14 protein-coding genes are annotated in these 15,604 nt (G+C 36.4%); 4 read left to right on the top strand and 10 right to left on the bottom strand.

All coding sequences use genetic code 11. The annotated features are described in order from the left end of the window. Positions 1-20 precede the first annotated feature (20 nt). The 4 genes from CA834_RS02560 to CA834_RS02545 are packed head-to-tail and all read right to left on the bottom strand — an operon-like array spanning position 21 to position 4,600. On the bottom strand, positions 21-1,034 hold the full coding sequence (locus CA834_RS02560) for a carboxypeptidase-like regulatory domain-containing protein (protein WP_094967090.1): 1,014 nt from the start codon (positions 1,032-1,034) through the stop codon (positions 21-23). Further along, a complete protein-coding gene (locus CA834_RS02555; RefSeq protein WP_094967089.1) occupies positions 1,024-2,853 on the bottom strand; it encodes a GNAT family N-acyltransferase in 1,830 nt (609 codons plus the stop codon). Before CA834_RS02555 ends, CA834_RS02560 begins: the two co-directional genes overlap by 11 nt. 20 nt (positions 2,854-2,873) lie before the next feature. Continuing rightward, positions 2,874-4,124 (bottom strand): aspartate kinase, encoded by a 1,251-nt coding sequence (locus CA834_RS02550; protein ID WP_094967088.1) that lies wholly within the window; start codon positions 4,122-4,124, stop codon positions 2,874-2,876. Next, the gene (locus tag CA834_RS02545; RefSeq protein ID WP_094967087.1) at positions 4,124-4,600 is read right to left on the bottom strand and encodes a GNAT family N-acetyltransferase; all 477 of its coding nucleotides are present in this window, start codon (positions 4,598-4,600) and stop codon (positions 4,124-4,126) included. Before CA834_RS02545 ends, CA834_RS02550 begins: the two co-directional genes overlap by 1 nt. A gap of 123 nt (positions 4,601-4,723) precedes the next feature. Here CA834_RS02545 and fbp point away from each other — a divergent pair, with 123 nt between their 5' ends. Continuing rightward, complete coding sequence (fbp, locus tag CA834_RS02540; protein WP_094967086.1) at positions 4,724-5,728, top strand: class 1 fructose-bisphosphatase; 1,005 nt, start codon at positions 4,724-4,726, stop codon at positions 5,726-5,728. 66 nt (positions 5,729-5,794) lie between these two features. Here fbp and CA834_RS02535 read toward each other — a convergent pair whose 3' ends face one another. Next, on the bottom strand, positions 5,795-6,226 hold the full coding sequence (locus tag CA834_RS02535) for a tellurite resistance TerB family protein (protein WP_094967085.1): 432 nt from the start codon (positions 6,224-6,226) through the stop codon (positions 5,795-5,797). A gap of 206 nt (positions 6,227-6,432) precedes the next feature. Between CA834_RS02535 and mfd the strand changes: the two genes are divergently transcribed. After that, positions 6,433-9,768 (top strand): transcription-repair coupling factor, encoded by a 3,336-nt coding sequence (mfd, locus tag CA834_RS02530; protein ID WP_094967084.1) that lies wholly within the window; start codon positions 6,433-6,435, stop codon positions 9,766-9,768. Between the two features lie 38 nt (positions 9,769-9,806). Further along, entirely contained in the window at positions 9,807-11,117 is a 1,311-nt protein-coding gene (locus CA834_RS02525) for a TlpA family protein disulfide reductase (protein ID WP_094967083.1), read from the top strand. On the opposite strand, the gene CA834_RS02520 is transcribed toward CA834_RS02525, so the two are convergent. Both CA834_RS02520 and CA834_RS02515 read right to left on the bottom strand, forming a co-directional pair. Then, positions 11,104-11,505 carry a 6-phosphogluconate dehydrogenase gene (locus tag CA834_RS02520; protein ID WP_094967082.1) on the bottom strand — a complete coding sequence of 134 codons (402 nt, stop codon included), beginning with the start codon at positions 11,503-11,505 and terminating at the stop codon, positions 11,104-11,106. The two genes, CA834_RS02525 and CA834_RS02520, sit on opposite strands and share 14 nt — an antisense overlap. Before the next feature lie 98 nt (positions 11,506-11,603). Continuing rightward, complete coding sequence (locus CA834_RS02515) at positions 11,604-12,548, bottom strand: nicotinic acid mononucleotide adenyltransferase (protein ID WP_094967081.1); 945 nt, start codon at positions 12,546-12,548, stop codon at positions 11,604-11,606. Between the two features lie 131 nt (positions 12,549-12,679). Between CA834_RS02515 and CA834_RS02510 the strand changes: the two genes are divergently transcribed. Further along, positions 12,680-13,681: an NAD(P)H-dependent glycerol-3-phosphate dehydrogenase gene (locus CA834_RS02510; protein ID WP_094967243.1), complete on the top strand. Its 1,002-nt coding sequence runs from the start codon at positions 12,680-12,682 to the stop codon at positions 13,679-13,681. Positions 13,682-13,700: 19 nt separating this feature from the next. On the opposite strand, the gene CA834_RS02505 is transcribed toward CA834_RS02510, so the two are convergent. Genes CA834_RS02505 through CA834_RS02495 form a run of 3 tightly spaced genes read right to left on the bottom strand, consistent with a single transcriptional unit; the run spans position 13,701 to position 15,534 of the window. Then, on the bottom strand, positions 13,701-14,096 hold the full coding sequence (locus CA834_RS02505; RefSeq protein ID WP_094967080.1) for a hypothetical protein: 396 nt from the start codon (positions 14,094-14,096) through the stop codon (positions 13,701-13,703). 4 nt (positions 14,097-14,100) lie between these two features. Beyond that, complete coding sequence (gene pheS / locus CA834_RS02500) at positions 14,101-15,120, bottom strand: phenylalanine--tRNA ligase subunit alpha (protein ID WP_094967079.1); 1,020 nt, start codon at positions 15,118-15,120, stop codon at positions 14,101-14,103. A 57-nt stretch (positions 15,121-15,177) separates the two neighbouring features. Continuing rightward, positions 15,178-15,534 carry a hypothetical protein gene (locus tag CA834_RS02495; protein ID WP_094967078.1) on the bottom strand — a complete coding sequence of 119 codons (357 nt, stop codon included), beginning with the start codon at positions 15,532-15,534 and terminating at the stop codon, positions 15,178-15,180. Between the last annotated feature and the right edge of the window lie 70 nt (positions 15,535-15,604).

Below are 15,604 nucleotides of genomic sequence, written 5' to 3'. Positions count from 1 at the left end.
GGATTGATTTCTGGGTTTTTTTATTCTTTGGTTATTCCGTAATCAGAGGGTAAGGTATCTCCAAGTCGCTGACCGCCCATGGCACCAATGAAGTAAACCCCTAATATAGGCGCGTAATTTCCATATTCATCAACAAAAAATTCTTCGACACTTAGCTTAATTTCAGATTGAGCCTCCTTATTGAATAGTATGTTAACACGGTCTTTTAAGCTAACCTTTTTAAAGTCTGATTCGTCAAGGTTTTCTACGCTAAAATAAGCCCATTCATTGACTGCAAAACCGCCAAAAAAAATGGAATAGCCTTCTTCCTTGAGGTTTTTATTAAATAGTGAACGCATAAAATGCTGAACTGAGCCTCGGTATGCTTTCTGTCTATTCTTTAAAACCTTCTTTTTTTTCGACTTTTCTAAATCCTTGTAGAATGCTGTTCCTTGATAGGAGACTGAATTTGGAACAAAGTTCTGGGTTTCAAGATTTACGATGCGATATTGTACTTCGAAGTCTATTATATCATAGGACACCTCATATTGCAACGCCCTGTTTTTTACTTTTAACGGTACCCTCGAGCTTGCATATAAGGCTTTATATCTTTGGTTATACCTAAGAGTTAAATCATTTTCATTCAAAATTTTGCACGATCTGCCAAAACTAGACCGTCCAAGAAATTCTTTTCTAAACAACCGCAATTTTTGTCGCCTAGAAAGGCCATCATCATATTCCAGATAAACTTCATCCAATAGATTACTGGCCTCTTCTAATTCAATAAAAATAGTATCCCTGTTGCGATAATCTGCTATTAGGACTTTCTCATAACCCAAAAATGAAATAACTAGAGTAGACTGAACTGCATCTGAGTACGTAATGACAAAGTCACCATTTTCATCGGTAGTGGTTCCAATGGTTGTATTGTCAAAGTAAACTGAAACCGTTTCAATGGGGTCTTGGGTCACTTTATCAATCACCCTACCTGTGAGTGTTTGAGATAGCGATAAAAGTGGTAAGCTAAAAATTAGGAGGCATAGTTTATTTATCATGGTTATCCATGAATTTGCGCTCCAACTCCGTTTGAAATTCCTCCATAACCGGTTTTACCGTGCTTTCTGGAAGATCGGCAATTTTAATGTACATTAAGCCATCAACAGAGTTATTAAATAGGGGGTCCACATTAAAAGCGACTAATTTGGCGTTTTGTTTTATATATTTCTTTAAAAGAACTGGTAAACGCAATGCGCCCGGCTCAACTTCGTCAATAATCTTATCGAATTTATTTAAATCAGCTTCGGTTGAGTCAAATACGAAATCCTTATCTGCATCTTTCAACTTCACTTTAAATTCCTTCTTAGGATGCACATATTGTGCGACATAGGGATCGTAATAATGCGACTTCATAAATTCAATCATCAAACTTTTTGAAAAATTTGAAAACTGGTTGCTAATACTCACGCCCCCAATTAAGTACTTATGTTCCGGATATCTCAGAGTGGTGTGTACAATACCCTTCCACAATAAGAATAGTGGCATAGGTTTCTGCTGATATTCACTCACAATAAATGCGCGACCCATCTCTATGGATTGGCTCATCATTTTATAGAGTTCTGGCTCAAACCGAAATAGATCCTGTAAATAAAACCCATCAATACCATAACGCTCAAAAATCTCTGACCCTAACCCCATTCGGTAAGCACCGGCAATAACATTTTTGTCACTATCCCATAAAAACATATGACGATAATAAGTGTCAAATTTATCTAAATCGATAGCTTCATTGGTGCCTTCACCAACTTCTCTAAATGTAATTTCCCTTAATCGCCCAATCTCTCGAAGAATATTCGGAATGTCTCCTGGCGATGCTAAAAATACCTCATAGTTTTTGCTCACCAGAAGTCTAGAATCTATTAGCCTCAGCCTTTCAACTTCATCTTTCATGAGGTTGGCATCAACAGGTGTAACTATATTCTTAGGGAGCTTTGGTGCTTTTAAGGTAGATTGAAGATTGTCTAAAATTTTAGGCTTATCCTCAAAGGTATTGGACAGCATATACGTTTTCCGTCTTAAAAATTCTGAAAACTCGGAAAGGCTTTCTTGCTCGTTTTGATCTTTGACAGAAATTGGTTTTCCAACCCTAACCTTAATAACGCGTCGCTTTTGCGTTAATAATTCTGAAGGTAATTTTGCCGTTCTTAACGTATCGCTTATTTTTGAAAGGCGATAAAATAATCTACTGTTTTTAGCGTGAAAATAAATAGGCACCACGGGTACCTCTGCCTTTTTTATCAACTTCATTGCAGATTCCTCCCAAGGTTTGTCAACTACGAGTTTACCATCACGGTAGGTAGAGACCTCTCCCGCAGGAAACACACCTAGAGGGTGCCCTTCCTTTAAATGGAGAAGGGCATTTTTAAATCCAACTATGCTGCTCTTAACATCCTTTCGATCTTCAAAAGGATTTACTGGCATAATGTACGGTTTTAAGGGCTCAATACGATGCAATAAAAAGTTAGCGATGATTTTAAAATCACTGCGTTGCTCCAGCATCAATTTCAACAATAAAACACCATCAATACCGCCTAAAGGATGATTAGAAATTGTAATATACGGACCTTCTTTCGGCAAGCGCTTTAAATCTTCCTCTGGTATTTCAAACTTAATTTGAAATTCATCTAGAATACCGTCCAAGAATTCTAAATCACTAAGGTGCTTATTACGCTTATAGATTTTGTTAAGGGTAGATATTTTCAACACCTTCATTAATATCCATCCGACAAACGTACCCAAAAAGCCATACTTATCAACCTTAATAGCTTTTGCGACTTCCTTTGCCGTAACCAGACCTAACTCAGATGTTTTCCCCATAAAACAAATGTAACAACAATTTATTTAGTAACTATTTGTACCGTTTCCCGTGTGAGCTGCTTTAAGAGTACGGTTTTATCTTTCTCGAGCTCCTTTATTACAGTTTCATTATAATGCCTGATAGTATAAAGACTCACATTCTCATAACTGGTTACATTGAATTTAGCTTTTAAATGCTGCAGTAATTTCTCTAGGTTATCATATAAGTTATCAATACAGACTGAAAAACTAATTGCAGAATTTTGTATAACGTCAACCTTCATTTTATACAAATGTAATAGACTAAAGATATCACTGATATTTTCTTCAACAATATAGGAGAAATCTAGTGAAGATAAGGAAATCAACGTTTGATTTTTCTTGACAATAAAACACGGTATCTCAGGGTCTAAAGAACGCCCTTTACTCACACAAGTGCCTTTGTCCTGAGGATTAAGGAATGATTTTACGTACAAGGGGATTTCCTTTCGTTGCATGGGCTGTAGGGTTTTTGGGTGAATTACCGTAGCCCCATAAAAAGCCAATTCAATTGCCTCCCTGTAAGATATTTGATGTATTAATTGGGCATTTTCAAAGTAACGCGGATCTGCATTGAGAACACCTGGTACGTCTTTCCAAATGGTAACGCTATCAGCGTTTAAGCAATACGCAAATATAGCAGCAGTGTAATCACTCCCCTCTCTACCTAAAGTGGTTGTGAAATTATTGGCATCACTACCCAAAAACCCTTGAGTTAGATTCAGCTTGGATGTGTTAAAGCCAGTAGTGATTTTTTCTTGGGTCAATTCCCAATTAACACTAGCCCGTCTGTAATAATTATCCGTCTTTATAAATTCCCTTACATCTATCCATTGATTACTTAACCCTATCTCATTTAAATAGTAACTAACTATGGTGGTAGAAATGAGCTCGCCAAAACCAATAGTTTGATCATAAACATAATTATAGTCAGGTGACTTATTACTTTTTAAAAATCTGTTTAATTCATCAAAATAAGACTTTACAGCTCCATATACTTGATGCTGTTCATTTTCAAATAAATCCATTAGGATTTCATTGTGATACTTTATGACATCATGAATAGAGCTCTGTAGTTCCGGTTTATTTTCAAAATAATTTTTAATGACCCGTTCCATGGCATTAGTGGTTTTACCCATTGCAGATACCACCACTAAGGTATTATCATAACCTGTAGTTTTAAGAACAGTTGCTAAATTTTTGACTCCTTCAGCATCCTTTACGGAAGCTCCTCCAAATTTAAAAACACGCATTATAAATTGCTTAAATACTTATCAATTCCCTTTTCGTCTAGTTGTACAACATCCCAATCTCTCATGACTTTTGCCCCTTTTTTTTCGTAAAACGCAATGGCTGATTCGTTCCAGTCCAAAACCTCCCAACTAATGCGTTTAACCCCTCTTGACTTACCAAATTTTACTACAGTATCCAAAAGTACAGTACCTAAGCCATTTCCTCTATACGCTTCGCTAACCACTAAATCCTCTAAATGCAAAACTTCTCCCTTCCATGTTGAATATCTAGGATAAACTAAGGCCATTCCCTCGATATGTTGATTGACTTCTACTACAAAGCACGTAAACTTTGGCGTATTACCAAAACCATCCTCTATAAGGTTGGCAAGGGATATCTCTACAGCATCGGGTTCTTTCTCAAATTGTGCCAACTCCTTAATGAGTTGCAATACTTGAGCCATGTCATCTTTGGTAGCTATTCTAGGTAGGGTCATCTGGTTTTAATAAGTTCAAATATAATCGAAATGTAGGTTTTCATAACAATTTATTTAGCTAACGAAAACGTTATAGTTTGGCAAAAAATACGATATTTGTGCCACTAACCATTTCTATGCTTCATGTCTCAACGCAATCAGACCCTTGGTGAATTTATCATTGAAAACCAAGCCTCCTTTAAATATACCTCTGGAGAACTTTCTAGACTTATCAACTCCATTCGTTTAGCCGCTAAAGTTGTAAATCACGAAGTAAATAAAGCTGGTTTAGTTGACATTATTGGTGCTGCTGGCGATACTAACATACAAGGTGAAGACCAACAAAAGTTAGATGTTTATGCCAATAATAAGTTTATTCAAACCATGACCAATAGAAACATCGTATGTGGTATTGCCAGTGAAGAAGAAGATGATTTTATTGCCATTAACAGCCAAGATGAAAATCATCAAAATAAATATGTTGTACTAATAGATCCTTTAGATGGATCTTCTAATATTGACGTAAACGTTTCTGTCGGCACTATTTTTTCTGTATATAGACGTGTGACTCCTGTGGGTACGCCTGTTCAGCTTGAAGATTTTTTGCAAAAGGGCAATCAACAAGTCGCTGCAGGGTATGTTATCTATGGTACATCCACCATGCTCGTCTATACCACAGGTCACGGTGTTAATGGTTTTACATTAAACCCTGCTATTGGTTCATTCTACTTATCTCATCCAGATATGAAGTTCCCTGAATCTGGACGCATTTATTCCGTGAATGAAGGGAATTATATTCACTTTCCTCAAGGTATAAAAGACTATATCAAATATTGTCAAATGGAAGAGGGTGATCGTCCCTATACGAGTAGGTATATTGGCTCTCTAGTTTCTGACTTTCATAGAAATATGATAAAAGGCGGTATTTACATGTACCCAAAAAGCTCTAAAAACGAAAACGGGAAATTGCGCTTGCTTTACGAGTGTAATCCTATGGCATTTTTGGCAGAACAGGCTAACGGAAAGGCTAGTGATGGGTTGACGCGTATTTTGGATATTGAACCCACTGAACTGCATGAACGTGTTCCATTTATTTGTGGGAGTAAAAATATGGTAGATAAAGTAGAGGAGTTTATGCGAAACTCGTAAAAAAAGCGAATTGTATTTGGTAAAAATGTACCTACACAATTCGCCATTTAATTATTAAAGAACCTACTATTGGTTCATTTTCTTCATCCGCTCTGTAAATTCTTCAAGATTCACCTCATAATGGACTAAAGTTAAGGCCTTGTCAGCTATATACTTAACATTATCTGGTGTAAACCCTAAACCAATACAGAGCTTTTCTAATAGGTTTAACTGGTTTGGACCTTCAATATGGTCTGCCCATACCATACGAGCCAAATCGTATAAACGCTCTAATCGCTTATCATAGGAATGTGGCGCATTAACAGGGTGGCTGTTATAATCCTTTAGAATCTTTTTATAATCGTGTTCGTTTATATCCAATCTTGAGGCCAAACGATCCAAAAATGCTTTTTCTGCTTCGTTGATTATTCCGTCACTCATGGCAACCCTAACGATAGCGGCAAAATGGTCTTCATTTCGCTTCCTAAATCCACTATCGAATAAATCTGAAATTGACATATATATAGTTTTATTTATGCTCTTTTTTTAAGGTGCACAAACCTACAAAATATTTAGATTTATAGACCTAAAAAAAAACGTAAAAAGTCAGGTGAACTCTCAATTAGTCTGGGTTAAAATTACACATTAATAACATCAACCCTGGTTAAAAATATAAAAGCCATAACCATTCAAATACTTTATATTTGCATTTCAAATTAAGGAACTTGAGTAAATCATTTATTACCCAATCCTATGCACAGGCTTTGCAATCTCAAAATCTGCAAGAGTCTATTGCCCAATCCCAGAAAAAATTACATCTAAAAGGTCTTGTTGGCTCCTCTTTGTCCATAGTGCTTTCTCAAGTATTTAAAACTTCTGAAGCCCCTTTTTTAGTAGTGTTTGAAGATAAGGAAGAAGCGGCGTATTACCTCAACGACTTAGAACAATTAATTAATGACAAAGATGTCTTATTCTACCCTGGTAGCTATCGCAGGCCATATCAAATAGAAGAAACCAATAATGCTAACGTTTTGTTAAGGGCCGAGGTGTTAAACCGTATTAACTCGCGAAAAAAGCCAGCAATTATTGTAACCTATCCTGACGCTCTTTTTGAAAAGGTTGTGACCAAAAAAGAGCTAGAAAAGAACACTTTAAAAATTGCCGTTGGCAATAATTTAAGTATTGATTTTGTTAACGAGGTGTTGTTTGAATATAAATTTAAACGCGTTGATTTTGTGACTGAACCTGGAGATTTTTCAGTAAGGGGCGGTATAGTTGATGTGTTTTCATTTTCGCATGATTTGCCCTACCGTATTGAGTTTTTTGGTGATGAGGTAGATAGTATCAGAACCTTTGATGTAGAGACGCAACTCTCTACCGAGAATATCAAAAAAGTTAGTATTATCCCTAACGTGGCCAATAAGCTTATCGCAGAACAGCGCGAGAGTTTTTTGAACTATATATCTCCAAAAACAGTCGTTTTTATAAAGAATGTTCCCCTGTTATTTTCAAGGATTGATGATTTTTATAAAAAAGCTGAGGATGCTTTTCAATCCTTAACCAGCGAGGTCAAGCATGCTGTTCCCAGTGAATTATTCTGTAATTCAGAACTTCTTAAAAGACAGCTTATAAATTATAGTATTATTGAGTTTGGCTCTAACTCAATTTTTGGCAGTTCGACCATTGAATTTAAAACCAAACCTCAGCCTGCCTTTAATAAACATTTCAATTTATTAATCGAAGACCTTAACGAGAATCATAGACAAGGTGTTACCAATTATATCTCTTGTGTTAGCGAGCAACAGGCTAAGCGATTTCACGATATTTTTGAAGACGCAGAACAAGAGGTACATTACAAAACCATTGTGCTTTCCCTGTACCAAGGTTTTATTGACGAAGAACAACGTATTGCTATATACACCGACCATCAAATATTTGACCGGTATCATAAGTTTCATCTGAAAAATGGCTATGCCAAAAAACAGGCCATTACACTAAAGGAGTTGACCAATCTAGAAATCGGAGACTACGTAACTCACATAGATCATGGGATTGGTAAGTTTGGAGGGCTTCAAAAAATTGATGTCCAAGGCAAACAACAAGAAGCTATAAAATTAGTTTACAGCGAACGTGACGTCCTGTATTTAAGCATCCACTCCTTGCACAAGATTACCAAGTTTAATGGTAAAGATGGTAAACCCCCTAAAATCTATAAATTAGGTAGTAAAGCCTGGAAAAATTTAAAGCAAAAAACCAAATCGCGTGTTAAGGAGATTGCTTTTAATCTCATAAAGCTCTATGCCAAACGGAAGCTTAAAAAGGGTTATCAATATGCTCCAGACAGTCATATGCAACTCGAGCTAGAAGCTTCCTTCGTATATGAAGATACCCCAGACCAAATATCCTCTACTGCAGATATAAAAAGGGATATGGAAAGTGAGCGACCCATGGATCGTCTGGTTTGTGGCGATGTAGGTTTCGGAAAAACAGAAGTTGCAATAAGAGCTGCTTTTAAGGCCGTTGATAATGGCAAACAAGTTGCTGTTTTGGTGCCAACTACCATTTTGGCATATCAGCATTTTAGAACCTTTACCGAACGTCTAAGGGATTTCCCCGTCACCGTAGATTATATCAATAGATTTAGAACCGCAAAGGAAAAGCGTTTAACCCTTGAGGGTTTGCAAAATGGGCGTATTGATATTGTAATTGGCACACATCAACTTGCTAATAAAAACGTAAAGTTTATGGACTTAGGATTACTTATTGTTGACGAAGAGCAAAAATTTGGTGTTGCCGTAAAGGACAAACTAAAAACCTTAAAGGAAAACATCGACGTGTTGACCTTAACAGCCACTCCAATTCCAAGGACTTTACAGTTCAGTTTAATGGCGGCGCGTGATTTATCGGTTATTACAACGCCACCACCCAACAGGTATCCCATAGAAAGCCATGTTATTAGACTCAACGAGGAAACCATAAGGGATGCTATCAGTTACGAAATTCAACGTGGGGGACAAGTGTTTTTCATTCATAATAGAATAGAAAACATCAAGGAGGTTGCTGGTATGATCCAACGGTTGGTCCCCGATGCAAAAATTGGAATTGGCCACGGCCAACTTGATGGAAAAAAACTAGAAGATCTTATGTTGGCCTTTATGAATGGCCAATTTGATGTTCTAGTAAGTACAACTATAGTTGAAAGCGGCTTAGATGTACCTAATGCCAACACGATTTTCATCAATAACGCCAATAATTTTGGGCTTAGTGATTTGCACCAAATGCGCGGACGTGTTGGACGCAGCAATAAAAAAGCCTTTTGTTATTTTATTACACCAGAATATTCCGCCATGACCGCCGACGCACGGAAACGAATTACAGCTTTAGAACAATTCACGGAATTAGGAAGCGGCTTTAATATTGCCATGAAAGACCTTGAAATTCGCGGAGCTGGGGACCTCTTGGGTGGCGAACAAAGTGGTTTTATCAATGACATTGGTTTTGATACCTACCAAAAAATCTTAAATGAGGCTATTGAAGAGTTAAAAGAAACTGAGTTTGCCGATTTGTACAAGGACGATGGTAAACCTAAGCAATATGTTAAAGACATTACTATTGACACAGATTTTGAGTTGCTGTTTCCAGATGATTACGTTAATAGTATTACCGAACGCCTTAATCTATATACAAAGCTCAATGAAATAAAATCAGAAGCTGAATTACAACAATTTGAGTCCGAAGTTATAGATCGTTTTGGGGAATTACCAATTCCAGTTATAGATTTGTTTAATAGTGTGCGCTTAAAGTGGATTGCCACTGATATGGGTATTGAAAAACTCATTATGAAGCACGGTAAATTGATTGGTTACTTTATAAAGGACCAACAAAGTAAATTCTACCAAAGTGATGCATTTACCAAAGTTTTGCAATTTGTTCAACTAAACCCTGGCCGATGTAAAATGAAAGAAAAGCAAACGCGAAATGGTCTTAGATTATTACTTACATTTGATAAGGTTAAAAGTGTAGATGAAGCCTTAAAATTGCTTCGGCCCATTTTGGCTTAATTCTTGGACAGGATTCCACATATCAAACTCTAATACAAATGAAAAAATTAATCCTAGTTTTTTTTCTTCCTACAATTTTGGTCGCACAACGTGTACAAGGAACCTTTACCCCAGCAACAGATTATACTTACGCCTTTTTATATAGTGCAACGCCAGATGGTGCTAATTATGTAGACAGAGGACAATTAGATCGTGATGGTAATTTTGAAATAGCATTAGATTCCTCCCTCGCTCCTGGGATATACAAGATAGTTTATGCCATTCCACCAGAGGAGAATAATTTTGATTTCATTTACGACGGTAAGGAATCGGTTGCTTTCAAATTTAATTACGATACAGGTGTTGAGTTTACTGAGTCGGAAGAAAACAAACTTTGGGATTCTTACCTAAAAAGTATGGAAATGGTTAACCAAACCATTAGTAATTATTATTCCAAAGGTGAGACAGACGAAGAAGGTTTTAAGTCGATATTTAAGGTAATGGCAGACACTCAAAACGCTTACGAAGAATCCTCAAAAGGCATGTTAGTTTCTGCCTTTATAAAAGCCAATAGACCGTACTTGCCTAAAAAGTACGAAGATATTAGCACCTACTCCAACAACTTAAAAGAGCACTATCTTTCTGAAATTGACTTTAGCAACTATTTTTTACAGTGTTCATCCTTCATTGTAGATCGTGTTGTAGCCTATGTTTTTGACATCAACCTAGACCCAACGAATGATACGTATAAAGCTCACGTCGATGACGTTGTAACAGCGATTGGTAAAGACGCCGAGGACATTAAAGCAACTCTCTTATACACCCTTTGGCAACGTTTTGTAAATACTGATAATCATGAGCTTGCCAACTATATTACAGATAAGTATCTTTTAGAATTAGCCAACCTAATCGACAACAAGGTTATGGCACAAATGATAACGTCCTATAAAAATACCTCTATAGGTACAAAAGCGCCAGATATTGAGTTTAACCCGGAAACCACCTATGGCACTGAGGTTAGCAGTCTTAATTTTTTGGACAGTTCTGAATATTACCTGTTGATTTTCTGGAGCAGTGAATGCGGTCACTGTTTAAAAGAATTACCTGAGGTAAGCCAATTAATAAAGGATAAATCAAACATCAGAGTTGTGGCCTTCGGTCTAGAGAACGATGTTCGCGGATGGACCGATGCAATTGAAGCATATCCAGATTTTGTCCATACAGTGGGTTTAGAAAAATGGGATAATCCGATTGTACAAACCTATGGTATAACGGCCACACCTACATATTTCTTGCTTGATAAAAATAAATTCATACTAGAAAAGCCGTATGACTATGCCGAGCTTGTTAAAGCCATTAATAATCTATAACTTCCACGTTTGTAATGAAATAATTGGTTTCACCTTGCCATGGCATAGATTTGTAACGCTCTTTATAACTAAGCTTAACGCGTTTACCTTCGGCCCTTTCTAATTCCTTAATGATACCTTCGTCTAAAACTGAGAATTGCCATAGATTTCCTTCTAGGCCATCATTTGGATTGCCCATTCGTAAACCACCCATATTTAGCTCTCCCTCATTCGTTTTAAAGAAAACCCCTTTTTCACTAATCTTAATTAATTGCCCAGCACGTGTCCCTTCGGAATATGTCCAAGAGCATATCCATAAGGTGAGTGCGCAAAGCACAATTACCCCAAGGAGCACTTTTAGGAGAAAGGATTTAAATCTAGATTTCCAGGTGCGTGTATTATCTTTCATAACCCCATTTGGTTTTTATAGAATATAAAGATAAAGAAAACGCCCAGCAAAGCAAGCGCTTAAACTGAGCGTTTTGAAACTAAATAACCAACCAAAATTTATCTTCGTGTATTATGTCTAGGATTGTTAACCTTAGGTGATTTTTGCTTACGCTTCTTAGGTTTAACATCCTCATTGGTAACTTTACCTTGCGAATCAGAATTCCTGTAATACGGAATATACCCTCTTCCAACAAATTCATATATCGTACCAGACGACGCATGGAGCAATTCTATTGTCCCATCATTAATAACGCTAAGTTCAAAGAATTCATTGTCAAAGAAATCATAATCTAATGTTAATGTTTTTAGGTATAGGTTTCCAGCAACATCGCTTACTCCATAAATACCTGTATAGTCCCAGAAAATAGCATTTGGGTTATTTATATTAACGTCTTGTGAGCTTCTAAAGGTTGCATCGTTTCCACCAGCTAAAAACTGTAAATAGTTTTCATTGTCAAACTCGTTAAGAGCTCCAAACTCACTAGTATACACTTTTTCCCATGCTTCATATTCTTGGAGAAAATAGTGAATGTTATCATAGAATATAAAATCATAGTCAAAGGTAGTTCGTTGGTAACCTCTTAAAAAGTAAGATGTATCCGTAAAAGGATTATACAACTCTATGGTGTTACCATTGATCTGGTATACATCAAAACTATCATAACCATCAATGACGTGATAGGTGTCTAGAATCATATCAAAGGTATCGTAGGTTCCTATCTCAACGCCAAAGCCATTACCTTGACTTCCAAAACCAACCAAATTATTGTTAGCATACATACGACCATTATCAAAGCTCACAGTAAATGCAATTTGTAAAAATGGCGTTTCACCAAAACCTTGAGTTTGATTAATGTCCACATACCACAATTGATAAGAGCCCAATAATTGATTAAGTGAGATTCCAGGATTGGTATTGGTTATTATAACTTCTTCTCTATAACAAGACGTTAATAGTATAGTGCTTAAAATCATTCCTAAAAAAAGTTTCATCGTCTTCATAACTCAAGGGTTTTAAGGTTTCTGTTTTAAGAAGTTCAAAACCTGTGCCAAATTTTAAATCACTATGGCGTGCAGAAGGGTTAAAAACCTTTATTTTATGTATTTTTGATACGCTTAATATAATTAGAGATATGATTGATTCTCCTAAATATGCTGTGTTTGGAGCAGGTAGTTGGGCTACGGCTATTGTAAAAATGCTCTGTGAAAACTTGGATGAAGTGGGTTGGTATATGCGTAGTGTGTATACGAAAGAACATATTTTAAAAGAACAGCACAATCCTAATTATTTAAGTTCAGTAGAGTTTCATTTAGACCAATTAAAGCTTAGTAACGATATTAATGAAATAGCAAGTTGGGCAGATGTGCTTATTATTGTCATTCCATCGGCATTTGTGCATTCTGAATTAGAAAAATTAAACGTTGATATTAGCAAAAAAATCATTGTTTCCGCTGTAAAAGGTATTATGCCAGAAAGTGGTAAACTAGTTGGTGAACATTTCCACGACATTTACAATGTCCCTTTCGAAAATATTGCTGTCATAGCAGGGCCGTGCCATGCCGAAGAGGTTGCCTTAGAGCGTTTGTCTTATTTAACCATTTCTTGCGCTGATGCCAAGAAAGCACAAGCTATTGCCAACGCCTTATCTAGTGATTATATAAAAACTAAAATCAGTGATGATATTATAGGTACAGAATATGCCGTAATGTTAAAAAATATTTACGCTATTGCAGCAGGTATTGCCCATGGACTAGGTTATGGCGATAACTTTCAAAGTGTTTTAATGAGCAATGCCATAAGAGAAATGAAGCGTTTTATCAAAAAAATGCACAAAATGAAACGCAATATTAACAATTCAGCTTATTTAGGGGATTTATTGGTAACAGGTTACTCTACCTTTTCACGAAACCGCATGTTTGGAAATATGATTGGTAAAGGCTACACCGTAAAATCAGCCCAAATGGAAATGAATATGGTGGCAGAAGGCTATTATGCTACAAAAAGTGCGCATGAGTTAAATAAAAAGAATAAGAAAAAAACAAGACTCCCTATAGTTAATGCGGTTTATGAAATTCTTTATGAGAATAAAAATCCTAAAAAGGTTTTCAAAAAGTTGGTTGAGCAACTAGACTAACTTTTTTTGAGGGGCATTGCTATTTTACAAGTACACCTTTTAGTGTCATTAAAGGCAAAGGTTGCAGGGCTTTGGTGTTAATAGTATTTTTCCTGAATACGTATGTTTTTTCAAACATAGTATTGCCTTCGAAATAAGTAACCTTAAATTCGTTATTCAGCGCTAATACTTTTTCCTGTAAATACTCAATCTTGGCATAACTTCTAGCTGGCAATAATTTGAGACTATGCCGCATCGGTGGTGTCACCTTTTTGTCAGAATACCCTTTAGAAACTATAAGTACTGTGTCCTTATCTATATCACTATTATTAATGATATAGGCATTCCAATCTAGGGTGTTGTATTCAGGATGCTTTTCTTGAACCACAGCGAGATAAACCTCTTTAACCTCTGGGATTTTAATATCCTTTTTCAAACGTTTAAAATGCGGATTTAAACTGCTCCAAAAAGCGCACATCGTTCTCACTCAACAAACGGATATCACTGATTTGGTGCAACAGAAGGGCTATGCGATCAATACCCATTCCAAATGCGAAACCAGAATATTCCTTAGAATCAATACCGCAATTTTCAAGTACATTAGGATCTACCATGCCACAACCCATAATCTCTAACCAACCCGTGCCCTTGGTCATTTTGTAATCGGTCTCTGTTTCTAATCCCCAATACACATCGACCTCGGCACTAGGTTCTGTAAAGGGAAAGTACGACGGACGCAATCTAATCTTAGATTTCCCAAACATCTCTGTCGTAAAATACTGTAGTGTTTGTTTTAAATCTGCAAAGCTCACATCCTTATCTATATATAGCCCTTCTACCTGATGAAAGAAACAATGTGATCGGGCTGAAATCGCTTCATTACGGTACACACGGCCCGGTGAAATAGTTCTAATCGGTGGTTTATTGTTTTCCATATAGCGCACTTGCACCGAACTGGTATGCGTACGCAACAAGATATCTGGATTGGTTTGAATGAAGAAGGTATCCTGCATATCTCGTGCTGGATGGTATTCGGGTAAATTTAATGCTGTAAAGTTGTGCCAGTCATCTTCAATTTCTGGACCCTCACTTACGTTAAATCCAATACGTGAAAAAATATCTATAATTTGATTTTTAACAATAGAAATAGGATGTCTAGCCCCTAAACTTATAGGCTCCCCTGGACGTGACAAATCCCCGTAAATACCTTTGTCATCTTCTTGATTTTCTAAAGCTTCCTTAAGGGTATTGACTTTATCTTCTGCTATTTTTTTTAGCTGGTTTATAGTTTGCCCAAATTCCTTCTTCTGGTCATTAGCGACATTCTTAAATTCAGCAAAATATTGCTTAAGTAAGCCCTTAGATCCTAAATACTTAATTCGAAACGCTTCAACTTCTTCCTTGGATTCGGCTGAAAAGGCTTCCGCTTCCGCTATGAGTTCTTTTAACTTATCTATCATTCCTTATGGTGCTGAACTGATTTCTTTATAAAAAATTGAGCACAAATTTAAAAATTCTTATTCGATATACTCGGTTTCCACAAAATAGTTCACTATTGCTTCCTTCATCAATACACTTTGTTCTCCCGCCTTAAGGAAGGGCAATTGAGCTTTTACCTTGTAATGCGGCCAACCGTCTTCATCCACAAAATCAAATTCGTAAAATCCATATGGCTCAAGAAGTTTGCAAATAGCAATATGCATTAAATCTAACTTCTGATCTTTTTTAAACTTCTGATGCACTTGCCCTAGCTCCTGAACTCCAATTAAATAAATAATAGAATCCAAATCTAAACGGTCGCCATCAGCAAACTGATTAGATAGTTTTTCAACTATCATTTCCCAGCGCTCCTTCAATTGTATGTCCCTTGCCATAATTTTTATCTCTCAAATAGCGTTATCTTAACAGCAAATTTAAACTATATTTCTCCTTTAGAACGAATTT

Source organism: Winogradskyella aurantia (genome assembly GCF_002266855.1).
Taxonomy (GTDB): Bacteria; Bacteroidota; Bacteroidia; order Flavobacteriales; family Flavobacteriaceae; genus Winogradskyella; species Winogradskyella aurantia.
Note: the sequence above shows the minus strand (reverse complement) of the source record. Positions and strands in the feature narration are given on the sequence as shown.

Excerpts from the sequence above, each read along its gene's own strand:
- CA834_RS02535 (WP_094967085.1), bottom strand. The coding sequence starts at position 6,226 with ATGTCAATTTCAGATTTATTCGATAGTGGATTTAGGAAGCGAAATGAA.
- CA834_RS02555 (WP_094967089.1), bottom strand. The coding sequence starts at position 2,853 with ATGGGGAAAACATCTGAGTTAGGTCTGGTTACGGCAAAGGAAGTCGCA.
- CA834_RS02510 (WP_094967243.1), top strand. The coding sequence starts at position 12,680 with ATGATTGATTCTCCTAAATATGCTGTGTTTGGAGCAGGTAGTTGGGCT.
- CA834_RS02525 (WP_094967083.1), top strand. The coding sequence starts at position 9,807 with ATGAAAAAATTAATCCTAGTTTTTTTTCTTCCTACAATTTTGGTCGCA.
- pheS (WP_094967079.1), bottom strand. The coding sequence starts at position 15,120 with ATGATAGATAAGTTAAAAGAACTCATAGCGGAAGCGGAAGCCTTTTCA.
- CA834_RS02550 (WP_094967088.1), bottom strand. The coding sequence starts at position 4,124 with ATGCGTGTTTTTAAATTTGGAGGAGCTTCCGTAAAGGATGCTGAAGGA.
- fbp (WP_094967086.1), top strand. The coding sequence starts at position 4,724 with ATGTCTCAACGCAATCAGACCCTTGGTGAATTTATCATTGAAAACCAA.
- CA834_RS02520 (WP_094967082.1), bottom strand. The coding sequence starts at position 11,505 with ATGAAAGATAATACACGCACCTGGAAATCTAGATTTAAATCCTTTCTC.
- CA834_RS02515 (WP_094967081.1), bottom strand. The coding sequence starts at position 12,548 with ATGAAGACGATGAAACTTTTTTTAGGAATGATTTTAAGCACTATACTA.
- CA834_RS02495 (WP_094967078.1), bottom strand. The coding sequence starts at position 15,534 with ATGGCAAGGGACATACAATTGAAGGAGCGCTGGGAAATGATAGTTGAA.
- CA834_RS02560 (WP_094967090.1), bottom strand. The coding sequence starts at position 1,034 with ATGATAAATAAACTATGCCTCCTAATTTTTAGCTTACCACTTTTATCG.
- CA834_RS02545 (WP_094967087.1), bottom strand. The coding sequence starts at position 4,600 with ATGACCCTACCTAGAATAGCTACCAAAGATGACATGGCTCAAGTATTG.